Origin of the sequence: Pseudomonas pharyngis (assembly GCF_021602345.1) — a bacterium.
In the GTDB taxonomy this organism is placed as follows: Bacteria; Pseudomonadota; Gammaproteobacteria; order Pseudomonadales; family Pseudomonadaceae; genus Aquipseudomonas; species Aquipseudomonas pharyngis.
Genome location: NZ_BQID01000029.1, coordinates 1 through 16,560 on the forward strand (window position 1 = coordinate 1; position 16,560 = coordinate 16,560).

Annotated in this window: 15 protein-coding genes; 11 read left to right on the forward strand and 4 right to left on the reverse strand. The window is 61.2% G+C overall.

Translation table 11 applies throughout. The features are described from left to right. Positions 1–324: 324 nt before the first annotated feature. Together L6D74_RS29205 and aptA are read right to left on the reverse strand one after the other, a co-directional pair. On the reverse strand, positions 325–1,818 hold the full coding sequence (locus tag L6D74_RS29205) for a CoA-acylating methylmalonate-semialdehyde dehydrogenase (RefSeq protein ID WP_011332326.1): 1,494 nt from the start codon (positions 1,816–1,818) through the stop codon (positions 325–327). Positions 1,819–1,895: 77 nt separating this feature from the next. Next, the gene (gene aptA, locus L6D74_RS29210; protein ID WP_011332325.1) at positions 1,896–3,245 is read right to left on the reverse strand and encodes an omega-aminotransferase AptA; all 1,350 of its coding nucleotides are present in this window, start codon (positions 3,243–3,245) and stop codon (positions 1,896–1,898) included. Positions 3,246–3,384: 139 nt separating this feature from the next. Between aptA and L6D74_RS29215 the strand changes: the two genes are divergently transcribed. The 6 genes from L6D74_RS29215 (at position 3,385) to L6D74_RS29240 (ending at position 9,775) form a co-directional block, all read left to right on the forward strand. Next, positions 3,385–4,305, forward strand: a complete 921-nt coding sequence (locus L6D74_RS29215; protein ID WP_007958517.1) for a LysR family transcriptional regulator — start codon at positions 3,385–3,387, stop codon at positions 4,303–4,305. Between the two features lie 95 nt (positions 4,306–4,400). Next, complete coding sequence (locus tag L6D74_RS29220) at positions 4,401–5,051, forward strand: TetR/AcrR family transcriptional regulator (RefSeq protein WP_221535684.1); 651 nt, start codon at positions 4,401–4,403, stop codon at positions 5,049–5,051. Positions 5,052–5,059: 8 nt separating this feature from the next. Next, entirely contained in the window at positions 5,060–5,641 is a 582-nt protein-coding gene (locus L6D74_RS29225) for an IMPACT family protein (protein WP_236191571.1), read from the forward strand. Between the two features lie 537 nt (positions 5,642–6,178). Continuing rightward, positions 6,179–7,729, forward strand: a complete 1,551-nt coding sequence (locus L6D74_RS29230; RefSeq protein ID WP_236191572.1) for an ABC transporter ATP-binding protein — start codon at positions 6,179–6,181, stop codon at positions 7,727–7,729. A gap of 13 nt (positions 7,730–7,742) precedes the next feature. Beyond that, positions 7,743–8,849, forward strand: a complete 1,107-nt coding sequence (locus tag L6D74_RS29235) for an ABC transporter permease (protein WP_236191573.1) — start codon at positions 7,743–7,745, stop codon at positions 8,847–8,849. Beyond that, positions 8,849–9,775 (forward strand): ABC transporter permease, encoded by a 927-nt coding sequence (locus L6D74_RS29240; protein WP_236191574.1) that lies wholly within the window; start codon positions 8,849–8,851, stop codon positions 9,773–9,775. Before L6D74_RS29235 ends, L6D74_RS29240 begins: the two co-directional genes overlap by 1 nt. On the opposite strand, the gene L6D74_RS29245 is transcribed toward L6D74_RS29240, so the two are convergent. Next, positions 9,772–10,188 carry a hypothetical protein gene (locus tag L6D74_RS29245; protein WP_236191575.1) on the reverse strand — a complete coding sequence of 139 codons (417 nt, stop codon included), beginning with the start codon at positions 10,186–10,188 and terminating at the stop codon, positions 9,772–9,774. The genes L6D74_RS29240 and L6D74_RS29245 overlap by 4 nt on opposite strands. 83 nt (positions 10,189–10,271) lie before the next feature. Between L6D74_RS29245 and L6D74_RS29250 the strand changes: the two genes are divergently transcribed. The 3 genes from L6D74_RS29250 (at position 10,272) to L6D74_RS29260 (ending at position 12,887) form a co-directional block, all read left to right on the forward strand. Next, entirely contained in the window at positions 10,272–10,622 is a 351-nt protein-coding gene (locus L6D74_RS29250; protein ID WP_074689712.1) for a MerR family transcriptional regulator, read from the forward strand. Between the two features lie 27 nt (positions 10,623–10,649). Then, on the forward strand, positions 10,650–11,345 hold the full coding sequence (locus L6D74_RS29255) for an SDR family oxidoreductase (RefSeq protein WP_011332317.1): 696 nt from the start codon (positions 10,650–10,652) through the stop codon (positions 11,343–11,345). A gap of 183 nt (positions 11,346–11,528) precedes the next feature. Further along, positions 11,529–12,887 (forward strand): 8-oxoguanine deaminase, encoded by a 1,359-nt coding sequence (locus L6D74_RS29260; protein ID WP_236191576.1) that lies wholly within the window; start codon positions 11,529–11,531, stop codon positions 12,885–12,887. A gap of 119 nt (positions 12,888–13,006) precedes the next feature. Here L6D74_RS29260 and L6D74_RS29265 read toward each other — a convergent pair whose 3' ends face one another. Continuing rightward, entirely contained in the window at positions 13,007–14,098 is a 1,092-nt protein-coding gene (locus L6D74_RS29265; RefSeq protein WP_039773223.1) for a calcium:cation antiporter, read from the reverse strand. Between the two features lie 287 nt (positions 14,099–14,385). Here L6D74_RS29265 and L6D74_RS29270 point away from each other — a divergent pair, with 287 nt between their 5' ends. Together L6D74_RS29270 and L6D74_RS29275 are read left to right on the forward strand one after the other, a co-directional pair. After that, positions 14,386–15,459, forward strand: coding sequence for a BMP family ABC transporter substrate-binding protein (locus L6D74_RS29270; RefSeq protein WP_197869828.1), 1,074 nt, complete (start codon positions 14,386–14,388; stop codon positions 15,457–15,459). A gap of 56 nt (positions 15,460–15,515) precedes the next feature. Beyond that, positions 15,516–16,481, forward strand: a complete 966-nt coding sequence (locus L6D74_RS29275) for a 2-oxoglutarate and iron-dependent oxygenase domain-containing protein (RefSeq protein ID WP_064593278.1) — start codon at positions 15,516–15,518, stop codon at positions 16,479–16,481. Positions 16,482–16,560: the final 79 nt, after the last annotated feature.

Below are 16,560 nucleotides of genomic sequence, written 5' to 3' on the forward strand. Positions count from 1 at the left end.
TCTACAGCGTTACACGCTGCTGTCAACACCTCTTTTTCTCCGCTTTCGACCGAGAAGATCGAACCGTTGAAAGCACCAGAAAAACCGGCATTTCCAACTCATTCCAGGCTTCGATGAACTGAAGCGACCCGCTCTCGAAACCTACTTAACTCATTGAATCTCAAGGAGTTTTCCGTTTCGACTGCGCCGGAAGTGGGGCGAATTATAGAGACTCAGAATCTCCCGTCAACCCCTATTTTCATAAAACTGTCATATCGGTCAAAAAAGCCCTGAAACGCGAAGGCCGACCTTAAAAGGTCGGCCTTCTTTGCACTGCCCTTCTACTTACAAGCTAGGGAATGCGAACTGCGACGCCTCATGGCTCGCACGCTGTGGCCAGCGCTGGGTGATCGCCTTGCGACGGGTATAGAAGCGCACACCATCCGGACCGTAAGCATGCAGGTCGCCGAACAGCGAGCGCTTCCAACCGCCGAAGCTGTGGTAAGCCACCGGCACCGGCAGTGGAACGTTGACCCCGACCATGCCGACTTCGATCTCGTCGCAGAACAGACGCGCCGCTTCACCGTCACGGGTAAAGATGCAGGTGCCGTTGCCGTATTCGTGATCGTTGATCAGCTGCATCGCCTCTTCCAGGCTGTTCACCCGGACGACGCACAGCACCGGCCCGAAGATCTCTTCTTTATAGATGCGCATCTCAGGCGTGACGTTGTCGAACAGGCAGCCACCCAGGAAGAAACCTTCTTCATGACCGGCAACGCTCAGACCACGACCGTCGACCACCAGGGTCGCGCCCGCCGCCACGCCGTCTTCGACATAGCCGCTGACCTTGTCGCGCGCCTGACCGGTGACCAGCGGCCCCATGTCCAGACCACACGAAGTACCGGCACCGATTTTCAACGCCTTGATCTGAGGAACCAGTTTGGCCACCAGTGCGTCCGCCACCTGATCGCCCACACACACGGCCACAGAGATCGCCATGCAGCGCTCCCCGCAGGAACCGTAAGCCGCGCCCATCAGTGCGCTGACCGCGTTGTCCAGATCTGCATCCGGCATCAGCACCGCGTGGTTCTTCGCGCCGCCCAGGGCCTGAACGCGTTTACCGCGCTTGGTGCCTTCGGCATAGATGTATTCGGCAATCGGCGTCGAGCCCACGAAGCTCAACGCTTTGACTTCCGGCGCTTCGATCAGCGCGTCCACCGCAGTCTTGTCACCGTGCACTACGCTCAGCACGCCTTTCGGCAGACCGGCTTCCAGCAGCAGTTGCGCGATCAGCAGGGTCGAGCTCGGATCACGCTCGGACGGCTTGAGGATGAAGCAGTTACCGCAGACGATTGCCAGCGGATACATCCACAGCGGCACCATCGCCGGGAAGTTGAACGGCGTAATGCCGGCCACCACGCCCAGCGGCTGGAAGTCCGACCACGCATCGATGTTCGGGCCGACGTTGCGGCTGTACTCGCCCTTGAGGATTTCCGGCGCTGCGCAGGCGAACTCGACGTTCTCGATACCGCGCTTCAGTTCACCGGCAGCATCTTCCAGAGTCTTGCCGTGTTCTTCGCTGATCAATTGCGCGATGCGTGCTTCGTTCTGCTCCAGCAGTTGCTTGAAACGGAACATCACCTGGGCACGTTTGGCCGGTGGCGTGTTGCGCCAGGCCGGGAACGCAGCCTTGGCGGCATCGATGGCGTGCTGGATGGTTTCGCGGCTGGCCAGCGGCAGCTTGTGGATTGCCTGACCGGTGGAGGGGTTGAACACATCGACCGCGCGACCGTTCTCGGTCACCAGTTCGCCATTGATCAAATGCGGGATAACACTCATCGGGGAACTCCTGAATTCTTGTGCGCGGACGCCCGCAAGGGGCGCCTGCTGTTTGCGTATCTATATAGAAGGAAAAATCAGTCGAGCTTGTTCAGCACTTCGCCGACCGCGTCGAACAGACGATCAAGGTCCTGCGGCTTGCTGTTGAAGGTTGGGCCGAACTGCAGGGTGTCGCCGCCGAAGCGCACGTAGAACCCGGCTTTCCACAATGCCATACCGGCTTCGAACGGACGCACGATGGCGTCGCCGTCACGGCCCGCGATCTGGATTGCACCGGCCAGACCGAAGTTGCGAATGTCGATGACGTTCTTCGCGCCTTTCAGGCCATGCAGGGCATTTTCGAAATGCGGTGCAACTTCAGCCACGCTCTGCACCAGGTTTTCCTTTTGCAGCAGGTCGAGTGCCGCGAGACCTGCGGCACAAGCCACCGGGTGCGCCGAGTAGGTGTAGCCGTGCGGGAATTCCACGGCGTATTCCGGGGTCGGCTGGTTCATGAAGGTCTGATAAATCTCGGAGCTGGCAATCACCGCGCCCATCGGGATCGCGCCGTTGGTAACTTGCTTGGCGATGCACATCAGGTCCGGGGTCACGCCGAACGTGGTGGCGCCGAACATGGTGCCGGTACGACCGAAACCGGTGATCACTTCGTCGAATACCAGCAGGATGTTGTGCTGATCGCAGATTTCACGCAGACGCTTGAGGTAGCCCTGTGGCGGAACCAGCACGCCAGCGGAGCCGGCCATCGGCTCAACGAACACGGCTGCGATGTTCGAAGCATCGTGCAGCTCGATCAGCTTCAGCAGTTCATCGGCCAGTGCGATACCGCCCTGCTCCGGCATGCCACGGGAGAACGCATTGCTCGCCAGCAGAGTGTGCGGCAGGTGATCGACATCCATCATCGCCTGACCGAACAGCTTGCGGTTGCCGTTGACGCCGCCGAGGCTGGTGCCGGCGATGTTCACACCGTGATAGCCACGGGCGCGGCCGATCATTTTGGTCTTGGTCGACTGGCCTTTCAGGCGCCAGTAGGCGCGGACCATTTTCACCGCGGTATCGGCGCACTCGGAACCGGAGTCGGTGAAGAACACATGGTTCAGGTTGCCCGGCGTCAGATCAGTGATTTTCTCCGCCAGCTGGAACGACAGCGGGTGGCCGTACTGGAAGCCCGGCGAGTAATCGAGGGTGCCCAACTGCTTGGCCACCGCTTCCTGGATTTCCTTGCGGGTATGCCCGGCGCCGCAGGTCCACAGACCGGACAGCGAGTCGTATACCTTGCGGCCCTTGTCGTCGATCAGCCAGCTGCCTTCGGCACCAACGATCAGACGCGGGTCGCGCTGGAAGTTGCGGTTGGCGGTGTACGGCATCCAGTGCGCATCCAGCTTCAGTTGGCTGGCCAGTGGCGACGGCGCGTTTTCAGGCATGTTCATCGGGCAAAACCTCGCAGGGCAATAAGCTTCAGAGAGATAGAAAGCGTTGTTGCAGCTAAATTGCCACGGGGATAAAGTCGGTGAAATTCAACTCTTCTAACCTTCAGTTAGAACTCTGCTAAACAATGAGAACAACAGCATGAGCAGTCGACGCCCCGATCCATTGGCCCAGGTCAGTGACTTTGACATTCGCCTGCTGCGGATTTTTCGCAGCGTGGTGGAGTGCGGTGGCTTCTCGGCGGCGGAAACCGTGCTCGGCATCGGTCGCTCGGCGATCAGTCAGCAGATGAGTGATCTGGAACAACGTCTCGGCCTGCGTCTGTGCCAACGCGGGCGCGCCGGTTTCTCCCTGACCGAAGAGGGTCGTGAGGTTTACCAGTCGGCGCTGCAGCTGTTGAGTGCACTGGAGAGTTTTCGCACCGAGGTCAACGGCCTGCACCAGCACTTGCGCGGCGAATTGATCATCGGCCTGACCGACAACCTCGTCACCCTGCCCCACATGCGCATCACCCACGCTCTCGCGCAGTTGAAGGAACGCGGGCCAGACGTGCAGATCCAGATCCGCATGATCGCCCCCAACGAAGTCGAACAAGGCGTGCTCGACGGGCGCCTGCATGTCGGCGTGGTGCCGCAGGCCAGTGCGTTGTCGGGACTGGAATACCAACCGCTGTACAGCGAACGTTCGCTGCTCTACTGCGCAGTTGGTCATCCGTTGTTTTACGTCGATGACAAACAACTGGATGACGAACGCTTGAACAGCCAGGACGCCATCGCCCCGACCTTCCGTTTGCCGGCGGAGATCCAGGCGCACTATCAGGCGCTCAACTGCACCGCCAGCGCTTCCGACCGCGAAGGCATGGCGTTCCTGATTCTGACCGGGCGCTACATCGGCTACCTGCCGGATCACTACGCCAGTCTCTGGGTTCAACAAGGTCGCTTGCGCGCGCTCAAGGCCAGTACCCGCTTCTATGATTTGAGCCTGGCCTCGGTTACCCGCAAGGGCCGTCGCCCTCATCTGGTACTGGAAAGTTTTCTCGAGAGCCTGGCCGCCACCCGCTGACGACCGGGGTTTTATTCGCCCGGGGCTTGTCCCGCGCCGGTGGTTGCGCTATCAACGCAACTGGTTGCACCCCACAGACAAACCCGGAAGTGCCTATGACCTTTGAAGTCCCTGCCCACGGCGGCAAACCCGCCAGCCGCATTCGTCAGAAGAACGAAGAGACCATCATCAAAGCCGCCGAAGACGAGTTCGCCCGTCACGGGTACAAAGGCACGAGCATGAACACCATCGCCACCAAGGCCGGGCTGCCCAAGGCGAACCTGCATTACTACTTCACCAACAAGCTGGGTCTGTACGTGGCGGTGCTGAGCAACATCCTGCAATTGTGGGACAGCACCTTCAACTCCCTCACGGCCGAGGACGATCCGGCCGAAGCACTGACCCGCTACATCCGCGCGAAAATGGAATTCTCCCGTCGCCAGCCGCAAGCGTCGCGGATCTTCGCGATGGAAGTGATCAGCGGCGGCGAATGCCTGACCGAATATTTCAATCAGGATTACCGCGCCTGGTTCCAGGGCCGCGCCGGCGTGTTCCAGGCCTGGATCGACGCGGGCAAAATGGATCCGGTCGACCCGGTGCACCTGATCTTCCTGTTGTGGGGTAGCACCCAGCATTACGCCGACTTCGCCACCCAGATCTGCCGGGTGACCGGTCGCAGCAAGTTGACCAAACAGGACATGGAAGACGCCGGCAACAATCTGATCCGCATCATCCTCAAAGGCTGCGGCCTCACTTCTTCTATATAAGTCGTTTTATGCCATTCACCCTCAGCGGCTTTTGCGAGTTCCGCGAAGAAATCCGCAAAAGCCGTTTCATCACCTTCGCCGCGCCGATCGGCAGCCCCGCTGAGGCGCAAGCCTTCATCGAGCAACACAGCGACTTGAACGCTTCGCACAATTGCTGGGCGTGGAAGCTCGGCGATCAATACCGCAGCAACGACGACGGCGAACCCGGCGGCACTGCCGGGCGGCCGATCCTCGCGGCCATCGAAGCGCAGGACTGCGATCAGGTCGCGGTGCTGGTGATCCGCTGGTACGGCGGCATTCAACTGGGCACCGGCGGTCTGGCCCGGGCCTATGGCGGCGGCGCCAACAAGTGCCTGCAAGCCGCGCCGAAGATGGAATTGATCAGTCGCGTGCCCGTGCGTTGCGCCTGCGCCTTTGGCGAACTGGCGCTGGTGAAACTGCGGGTCGCGGATCTGGGCGGATTGGTGATCGAAGAAAACTTCACCGCCAACGGAGTCGAATTGCAACTGGCCGTGGGCGAAGCGCACATCGAGCTGTTGCAAAATCAGCTGGCCGACCTGAGCCGCGGGCGAATCCTGCTGCAGCGTTGAAGCCCCGCCATGTTTTGGGGCACCAGCCCGCTTGCTTATGCCCGAGACTTGCCCACATCCGCTGTGCACCCGGCTGTGGATAACCTGAGCACAGGAGGCTGTAACCCTTCTGTCACGTGGCTTTGCGGGATTTGCTCACTTTTCGTCCAATCGCCCATCGCAATGAACAATTTCACGTAAAAACAATCGCTTAGCGTTGTTTATCGCCTTTAGAAGAAAGCCCGGCAGTGCTTATGCCCGGGATTTTGTCTTGCGCACAAATACTGTGGAGCAACCTGTGGATAAGCCGTTCATGGCTGGCGCAGTCGCAGGTTCTGCATGGCTTCGGCGGGGTTGCTCGTTTTTTGATCAGCCAGTTGCGGGCAAAACTGGAGCCTGATCAAAGGCTTTGCCCTCAAGTGGTGCCGTGCAGGCAACCGAATTCGATTCACAGGCTCTGCGCCACAGGCTGGCAAACAGCAGCCACCTGCGTTCCTGACTCAATGGCCAGGAAATTGCTTTATCCACAGGCACAACTCCAAGCAACCCGAGCCTGTCATGCCAAACCCCACGTCCACACCGCAGCTGCAACTGCGCCAAATCAGCAAACGTTATCCCGGTTGCCTTGCCAATGACGCCATCGACCTGAGCATCGCCCCCGGTGAAATCCATGCGCTGCTCGGTGAAAACGGCGCAGGCAAAAGCACGTTGATGAAGATCATCTACGGCGTCACCCAGGCCGATTCGGGGGAGATGCTGTGGCAGGGTCAACCGGTGACTATGCGCAACCCGGCCCAGGCGCGGCAGTTGGGCATCGGCATGGTGTTCCAGCATTTCTCGCTGTTCGAGACCTTGAGCGTGGCGCAGAACATTGCATTGGCGATGGGTGCAGCGGCCGGTTCGCCGAAACAGCTTGAGGCGAAAATCCGTGAAGTGTCGCGCCGATATGGCATGGCGCTGGAACCCCAGCGACTTGTCCACAGCCTGTCGATCGGTGAGCGGCAACGGGTCGAGATCGTGCGTTGCCTGATGCAGGACATTCGCCTGCTGATTCTCGATGAGCCGACCTCGGTGCTCACGCCGCAGGAAGCCGACGAGTTGTTCATCACCCTGCGCCGGCTCGCGGCCGAGGGCTGCAGCATTCTGTTCATCAGCCACAAACTTGGCGAGGTGCGCGCCTTGTGTCACAGCGCCACAGTGTTGCGTGGTGGTCGGGTGGCCGGGCATTGCGTGCCCGCAGACTGCACTGATCGGCAACTGGCGCAATTGATGGTGGGCGACGCCGCGACCTTGATCGGCGAGTTCACGAAGGTCACCGGTGGCGCGGCGTTCTTGCAGGTCAGCGGTCTGAACTGGCACAACCCGGATCCGTTCGGTTGCTCCCTGAACGACATCGATCTGCAGGTGCGCAGCGGTGAAATCGTCGGCATCGCCGGCGTGGCGGGCAACGGGCAGGACGAGCTTCTGGCATTGCTCAGCGGCGAGCAAACACTGCCCCGCGATGCAGCGCAAACCATCTGCTTCCAGGAACACCCTGTCGCCGATCAGCGCCCGGATGCCCGACGCAAACTCGGCCTGGCGTTCGTCCCCGCCGAACGCCTCGGGCATGGCGCGGTGCCGGACATGAGCCTGGCGGACAACGCCCTGCTCACCGCCTTTCAACAAGGCCTGGTCAGCCACGGTTTGATCGAGCGCGGCAAGGTCGAAGCCCTCGCCCAAACGATCATCCAGCGCTTCAGCGTGAAAACCCCGGACACCCAGACCGCCGCCCGCAGCCTGTCCGGCGGCAACCTGCAGAAATTCATCCTCGGCCGGGAAATCCTCCAGCAACCGAAACTGCTGATCGCCGCGCACCCGACCTGGGGCGTGGATGTCGGCGCGGCGGCCACCATTCACCGGGCGCTGATTGCCCTGCGCGATGCCGGGGCGGCGATTCTGGTGATCTCCGAAGACCTCGACGAACTGTTCCAGATCAGCGACCGCCTCGGCGCGCTGTGCGGCGGGCGCCTGTCGGCGTTGCAGGACACGGCGCAAACCCGCCTCAGCGACGTCGGCGGCTGGATGGCCGGCCAGTTCGACACCCCTCAATCACAACCGGCCACGGTTTAACGGAGTTTCTCCCATGTTGCTTTCCCTCGAACCCCGTGGCCGGCAATCACGGCTGATGCTGTGGTGCTCGCCGGTGCTGGCGGCGGTGCTGACGCTGGTCTGCGGATCTTTGCTGTTCGTCGCCCTTGGCCACGATCCGCTGAAGACTTTGCATACTTTGCTGATCGCCCCGGTCAGCGACCTGTATGGCGTCTCCGAGCTGCTGGTCAAAACCCTGCCGATTCTGCTGTGTGCGCTGGGGCTGGCGGTGGCTTATCAGGCGCGGATCTGGAACATCGGCGCCGAAGGCCAGTTGCTGCTCGGCGCGCTGGCCGGCAGTGCGCTGGCGGTGAACATCATCGACATGCAAAGCCGCTGGGCGCTGGTGCTGATCCTGCTGACCGGCACGTTCGCCGGCGCCGCCTGGGCCGGGCTCACCGCCTGGTTGCGTACCCGCTTCAATGCCAACGAAATCCTCACCAGCATCATGCTCAACTACATCGCGCTGAACCTGTTGCTGTTCTGCGTACACGGGCCGCTGAAGGATCCGGCCGGATTCAATTTTCCCGAATCGGCAATGTTCAGCGACGCCAGCCGCCTGCCGCTGTTAATGGAGGACGGGCGCGCGCACATCGGCGTGTATTTTGCCTTGCTCGCGTTGGTCGCTGTGTGGGTGTTGTTGCAGAAAAGCTTCGTCGGTTTCCAGATCAAGGTGCTGGGGCTGGACAAGCGTGCGGCAGGATTCGTCGGGTTTCGCGAGAAGCGTCTGATCTGGCTCGCCCTGTTGATCAGCGGAGGATTGGCGGGGCTTGCCGGTGTCTGCGAAGTCACCGGGCCGATCGGCCAACTGGTGCCGCAAGTCTCGCCGGGCTACGGCTATGCGGCGATCACCGTGGCATTTCTCGGGCGGCTCAATCCCATCGGCATTCTGTTTTCCAGCCTGTTGATGGCGCTGCTGTACATCGGTGGCGAGAACGCGCAGATGACGCTGAATCTGCCGCAGGCGATCACTCAGCTGTTCCAGGGAATGATGCTGTTTTTCCTGCTGGCCTGTGACGTGCTGATCCTCTATCGGCCACGTCTTAACCTGCGCTGGGTGCGGCGCACTTCTACCACCGCCGTAACCGCTGGAGCGCTGTGATGGATATCGATCTGTTGAGCAATATTTTCTACGCCATGGTGCGCTGCGGTACGCCACTGCTGCTGGTGGCGCTGGGTGAATTGATCTGCGAGAAGAGCGGCGTACTCAACCTCGGTCAGGAAGGGATGATGCTGTTTGGCGCGGTGATCGGTTTCATCGTCGCGTTCAACAGCGGCAACCTGTGGCTCGGCGTGGTGCTCGCGATGCTCGCCGGGATGTTGCTGTCGTCGCTGTTTGCTCTGGTGGCGCTGGTGTTCAACGCCAATCAGGTGGCGACCGGGCTGGCGCTGACGATTTTTGGCGTCGGCCTGTCGACCTTTGTCGGCGCGGCGTGGGTCGGCAAACCGCTGGTCGGTTTCGAGCCGCTGGCGATTCCCTACCTGAGCGAAATCCCGCTGATCGGCCGCATGCTGTTTGCCCAGGATCTGTTGGTGTACCTGTCGTTCGCGCTGTTTGCGCTGGTGGCGTGGGTGATCGTGAAAAGCCGTGTCGGGCTGATCATTCAAGCGGTCGGTGAGAACCCGGATGCGGCCAGTGCCATGGGCTTGCCGGTACTGACCGTGCGCACGCTGGCGGTATTGTTCGGCGGGGCGATGGCCGGACTGGCCGGCGCTTATCTGTCGCTGGCTTACACGCCGATGTGGGCCGAGAACATGACCGCCGGACGCGGCTGGATTGCGCTGGCGCTGGTGGTGTTCGCCAGTTGGCGGGTGTGGCGCTTGCTGCTCGGTGCGTATCTGTTCGGACTCGCCAGCATCCTGCACCTGGTGGCGCAGGGGTTGGGGCTGGCGATTCCTTCGAGTCTGCTGGCGATGCTGCCGTATGTCGCGACGATTCTGGTGCTGGTGTTGTTGTCGCGGGATGCGCTGCGTACACGGTTGTACGCGCCGGTATCACTGGGGCAGCCGTGGCAGGCCGGGCACTAAGCCGCTACGGCTCGCGACAGCGGCCGGACCGGCAACGCCTGAGCGATGCCCCACGCCACTTCGAGAACCAGGAAACCCACCACCAACGAGCTGGCGCCGTGGGCCAGGGCATACGTCATCCACGCGGCGAACAGAAACCGCGTCACCGCGTCATAGCGCCCATAAACCGGCTGCGGATCACGAATCCGCAGCACTGCCCACATGCACACCACCGACCCGAACAAATTGGCTATCAACAGATGCGCAGGTTCGAACGGCGGCAGCTCGCCGGGCAGCTCCAGCGCCTGACTCAGCGCCGTCAGCAACCCGTGCAACACAGCAAAACTCCACGGCGTGACAAACGCCGCCGTCACGATCAAGTCATACCAGGCGCTGCCGCGCACCAACTGCCGATATTGCGTTGAAGTCCACATCATCCTTGCTCCGAAAATTCAGGGAGCAACCACGGTAAAGCCTGGAGTATGCTCCAGGGTCAAACACTTTCGAGACCTGCAAGATGCGCATCGGTGAGTTGGCCCAGGCCTGCGATGTCAGCCGTGACACGCTGCGTTTTTACGAGGAGCGCGGATTGATCGCGGCGCAACGCAGCGCCAACGGTTATCGCGACTATCCGCCGGAGATGGTGCAATTGGTGCTCTACATCAAAACGGCGCAGCGTCTGGGCTTTACCCTCGGCGAGATCGGCAGCAGCGTTGGCGCGCTGTGGCAATCGCCAAATCCTGACACCACCGTCACGCAACTGCTGCAAGACAAACTCAAGCTGGTCGAAACCCGCATGGCCGAACTCGGCGAGCTGCGCCTCGAATTGCAGCATCGGCTCGGTCAACGCTGTCCATTGAACCCGTGATCTTTCAACTTTCAAGGAAAGCCAATCATGTCCGCACTTAATCCTGCCAAGCACGCATTGATCATCGGCGCCTCCCGGGGCCTGGGCCTGGGACTGGTGAAAACCCTGCTGGCCGACGGCTGGCAAGTCACCGCCACGGTTCGCAATCCTTCCAACGCCGAGGCTCTCGAAGCACTGGGCAACGTGCAAATCGAAAAACTCGACATGGACGACCAGCAAGCGGTGATCGCCCTGAGCCAGAAGCTCAAGGGCGAGACCTTCGACCTGCTGTTCGTCAACGCCGGGGTCAAAGGCCCCGAAGTGCAGACCCCGGGCGGCGCGACGCTGGCGGAAGTCGGCCAGTTGTTCTTCACCAACGCGGTGGCACCGATCAATCTGGCCCAGCGCTTTGTCGGGCAGATCCGCGACGGCAGCGGCGTGCTGGCGTTCATGAGTTCGGTGCTCGGCAGCGTGACCATGCCCGACGCACCGGAACTGGCGCTGTACAAGGCCAGCAAAGCGGCGCTGAACTCGATGACCAACAGCTTCGTCACGCAGTTGGGCGAGCAGAAACTTACGGTGCTGTCGCTGCATCCGGGCTGGGTGAAAACCGACATGGGCGGTGAAGGTGCCGACATCGACGTGGAGACCAGCACCCGTGGCCTGGTGGATCAGGTGGATGCGTTCGCCGGCAAGGGCGGCCATCACTTCGTGAACTACAAGGGTGAAACCATTCCCTGGTAATCACTGGACCCTGTGGGGGCTCACCCCCACAGGGTTATCCCGGTGTCTGGTCGGGTTGGGCTTGCCCGTCGAAACATTTTGTTCGAAACTCCGCACCTCGCCCCTCGCGGCGACCCTGGATCAGCAGACAGGGCAACACTGAGCTGGCAACCCTGAACCCAACTTTCAGAGGAGCCGGCCACAATGCCTGCGACCCGTATCTGGCTAAAAAATCCCCTCGCCATTTTCACGGCCAACGGTCTCGATGCCCGTGGCGGTCTGGTCCTGCAAGACGGTGTGATCACTGAAGTGCTCGGCGCCGGCCAGCAGCCATCGACCCCATGCAACGAAGTGTTCGACGCCCGTGAACACGTGATCCTGCCGGGCCTGATCAACACCCATCACCACTTCTATCAGACCCTGACCCGCGCCTGGGCGCCGGTGGTCAATCAGCCGTTGTTTCCGTGGCTGAAAACCCTGTACCCGGTCTGGGCGCGCCTGACGCCTGAAAAGCTCGCCCTCGCCACCAAGGTCGCGCTGGCCGAGTTGCTGCTGTCGGGCTGCACCACCGCTGCCGATCACCATTACCTGTTCCCGGATGGCCTGGAAAACGCCATCGACGTGCAAGTCGAAACCGTGCGTGAACTGGGCATGCGCGCCATGCTCACCCGCGGCTCGATGAGCCTCGGCGAGAAGGACGGCGGCCTGCCTCCGCAGCAGACCGTGCAGGAAGGCCAGGTGATTCTCGACGACAGTCAGCGTCTGATTCACGAGTACCACGAACGTGGCGACGGCGCGCAGATCCAGATCGCTCTGGCGCCGTGCTCGCCGTTCTCGGTGACCCCGGAAATCATGTCCGCCAGCGCCGAACTGGCGAACAAACTCGATGTGCGCCTGCACACTCACCTCGCCGAAACCCTCGACGAAGAAGACTTTTGCCTGCAACGCTTCGGCCTGCGCACGGTGGATTATCTGGACAGCGTCGGCTGGCTCGGCCCACGCACCTGGCTGGCTCACGGCATCCATTTCAACCCCGACGAAATCGCCCGTCTCGGCGCGGCCGGCACCGGTATCTGCCATTGCCCGAGCTCGAACATGCGTCTGGCGTCCGGCATCTGCCCGAGTATCGATCTGACCGATGCCGGCGCGTTGTTCGGTATCGGTGTGGATGGCTCGGCGTCCAACGATGCCTCGAACATGATCCTCGAAGCGCGTCAGGCCCTGTACATCCAGCGCTTGCGTTACGGCGCCGAGAAGATCACTCCGGAACGTGTGCTGGGCTGGGCGACCAAGGGTTCGGCGAGCCTGCTGGGTCGCACCGACATCGGTGAACTGGCGGTCGGCAAGCAGGCGGATCTGGCGTTGTTCAAGCTCGATGAACTGCGCTTCTCCGGCAGCCATGACCCGATTTCGGCGTTGCTGCTGTGCGGCGCGGACCGGGCGGATCGGGTGATGGTCGGCGGCAAGTGGCGTGTGGTTGACGGACAGGTTGAAGGGCTGGATCTCAAAGGCCTGATTGCCGATCACAGCCAGGCGGCTCGGCAGCTGATTGCCGGAACCTGAGTCCCCGGCGCTTAAACCTGTGGGAGCTAGCCTGCTAGCGATTGCGATCTGTCGGTAAACAAAGATGTTGACTGATGTACGGTAATCGCTAGCAGGCTAGCTCCCACATTGTGGTGGGCTCAGAGGCCCAGCAGCGACAACATGATGAACGTCGCAAACAGCACAAAGTGAGTCATGCCCTCGATGGCGTTGGTCTCGCCGTCATTGAGGTTGATCGCACTGACGATCAGCGTGATGAAGATCATCACCGTCTGCACCGGCGTCATCGCCATCTGAAACGGCTGCCCCGTATAGAGCGCCATCGCTTCCATCACCGGCACCGTCAAAATCACCGTCGACAACGAAGCGCCCATCGCAATGTTGACCACTGACTGCATACGGTTGGCCAACGCCGCGCGCAACGCAGTCAGAATCTCCGGCGCCGCGGAAATCGCTGCCACCAGAATCGCCGTGATCACCGGTGGTGCGCCCGTCCCTTCCAGGCCCAGATCGAGGGTCTTGGACATCACCTCGGCCAGTGCGCCGATCACCACCACACCGAACACCAGAATGCCGATCGACAGCGCCAGGCTGACCGGTTTCGGCTCCTGTTCCACGGGCTCTTTCTTGCGACGTTTGTCCGGGTAGCTGTAGCTGAAAAAGTAACTGTGCGGCCCGACCTGCATGCGCAGGAACAACGCATAAAGCACCACCATCGCGCCGATGGTGAAGGCCGAATAGATTTTCCAGTTGGCCTCGGGAATGAACTCCGGCACCACCATCGACACGCCCATGGCGGTGAGAATCATCACGCTGTAACTGCGGGCCGAATCGTCGTTGTAGGACTGCTCGCCATGCTTGATCCCGCCCATCAGCGCGGCGAGGCCGAGGATGCCGTTGATGTCGAGCATCACCGCCGAATAGATCGTGTCGCGCACCAGTGTGGCCGAAGCTTCGTTGCTCATCATGATCGCCAGGATCACCACTTCCACCAGCACGGCGGCGAGGGTCAGGATCATCGTCCCGTATGGATCGCCGACTTTTTCCGCGAGCAGTTCAGCCTGATGGGCAACGCGCATCGAGGCGGCGACGATGAAGGCGATCAGCACCAGCCCGGCCGTCAGCGCGACAAACTGGCCGCTATGCAGCAGCCAGTGCTCCAGCGGATACGCAACACAGGTGGCGATGACGGCCAACAGCAGAAAGCTTTCTTGCTTGAGGATGGTGAACATGACGGGCCTTTTTGCCGAAGAGTGCGAATGAGCTACTGACTGCGGGGTGGCGCTAACGTTTCGTTACACCTTAGCGCACCAGTGGATGGCAGCTTTATCTACGCCTGCACTTTTATTGGACTTTACGGCCTCTTCGCGAGCAAGCCCGCTCCCACAGGGATCGCGGTGCTTTTGTGGGAGCGGGCTTGCTCACAAAGGCCTCGCCGCGATTTCGACTCGATTTGTTGTCCGCTTGGTCAGCCTTTTGCATTGCCCTCCCCACACACAACAAAAGGGAGTTCGCGTTCATGCAAAAACGTCCACTGCAAACACTGCTGTGCATCGCCATGGGCCTTGGCCTCAGCCTGAGCGCCAGTGCCGCCGATCCACTGAAAGTCGGCTTCGTCTACATCGGCCCCATCGGCGACCACGGCTGGACGTATCAGCATGAACAGGGGCGCAAGGCGCTGGCGGAAAAACTCGGTTCGCAGATCACCACCAATTACGTGGAAAACGTCGCCGAAGGCGCCGACGCCGAGCGGGTGATCCGCAACATGGCCAAGGACAATTACGACCTGATCTTCACCACCTCTTTCGGCTACATGAACCCGACGGTGAAAGTCGCCAAACAGTTTCCCAAGGTGACCTTCGAACACGCCACCGGCTACAAGCAGGACAAGAATCTCGGCACCTATCTCGCGCGTACGTATGAGGGCCGCTACGTCGGTGGTTTCCTCGCGGCGAAGATGACCAAGAGCAAAAAAATCGGCTACGTCGCCTCGTTCCCGATCCCCGAAGTGATCCGCGACATCAACGCCATTCAACTGGCCTTGAACAAGTACAACCCCGGCACCGAAATCAAAGTGGTGTGGGTCAACTCGTGGTTCGACCCGGGCAAGGAGGCCGACGCGGCCAACGCGCTGATTGATCAGGGCGTGGACGTGGTGTTCCAGCACACCGACAGCCCGGCGCCGATCCAGGCCGCCGAGCGACGCGGCGTGTACGCCGTGGGCTACGCTTCGGACATGGCGCACTTCGGCCCGAAAGCGGTGCTGACCTCGATCGTCAACGACTGGGCGCCGCACTACATTCAAGCGACCCAGAGCGTGATCGACCACAACTGGAAATCCCAGGACTACTGGGGCGGGTTGAAGGAAGGCACGGTCGAACTGCCGATCAGCGATCTGGTGCCGGCACCGGTGAAGGCCGAAGCCGAGCAGATCATCGCCGACATCAAGAGCGGCGCCCTGCAACCGTTCACCGGGCCGATCAAGGATCAGGCCGGCGTCGAGAAAATCCCGGCGGGGGTCAGCGCCACCAACGCCGAACTGGCGTCGATGAATTACTACGTCGAAGGCATGAAGGCCGAGATGCCGAAGTAATCCACCTGCCCCTGACCGCTCCTCTGCATGGGAGCGGTCGCTAACGAGCATTCGAAATGAACCAACTCCCGATCATCGACATCTCGCCGCTCTACTCCGACGACCAGAACGCCTGGCCGGCCGTCGCCGAACAGATCGACCACGCTTGCCGCGAATGGGGATTTTTCTACATCAAGGGTCACCCGATTTCTGCGCAGCGCATCGAATCCCTGCTCGATCACGCCCGGCACTTCTTCGCGCTGCCGAGCGCGGAAAAACTCAAGATCGACATCACCCAGACCGTCCATCATCGCGGCTACGGCGCCATCGCCACCGAACAGCTCGACCCGGACAAACCCAGCGATCTCAAGGAAACCTTCGACATGGGCCTGCACCTGCCGGCCGATCATCCCGAGGTGCTGGCAGGAAAACCGTTACGTGGCCCCAACCGTCATCCGGCCATCCCTGGCTGGGAGGCGCTGATGGAGCAGCACTACCTCGACATGCAGGCCCTGGCGCAAACCCTGTTGCGGGCCATGACGTTAGCGCTGGGAATCGAGCGCGACTTCTTCGATACACGCTTCAACGAACCGGTCAGCGTATTGCGAATGATCCATTACCCGCCGCGCCACACCGCCAGTTCCGCCGAACAGCAAGGTGCCGGCGCGCACACCGATTACGGCTGCATCACCCTGCTTTATCAGGACAGTGCCGGCGGCCTGCAGGTGAAGAACGTCAATGGCCAGTGGATTGACGCACCGCCCATCGACGGCACCTTCGTGGTCAACCTCGGCGACATGATGGCGCGCTGGAGCAATGACCGTTATCGCTCGACCCCGCACCGGGTGATCAGCCCTCTCGGGGTGGATCGCTACTCGATGCCATTCTTCGCCGAGCCGCATCCGGATACCCGTATCGAGTGCCTGCCCGGTTGCCAGGACGCACAGCATCCGGCGAAATATCCGACCACCACCTGCGCCGAATTCCTGCTGTCGCGCTTCGCCGATACCTACGCCTATCGACGGGAGCAGGAAGCGGTGTGATGGATCGGTTGGTCAGGTTTTGCCAATTGTTTCGGCGGGCATCTGTAGAATGCCCGCCATTGCACCTGATGAGAAAAGA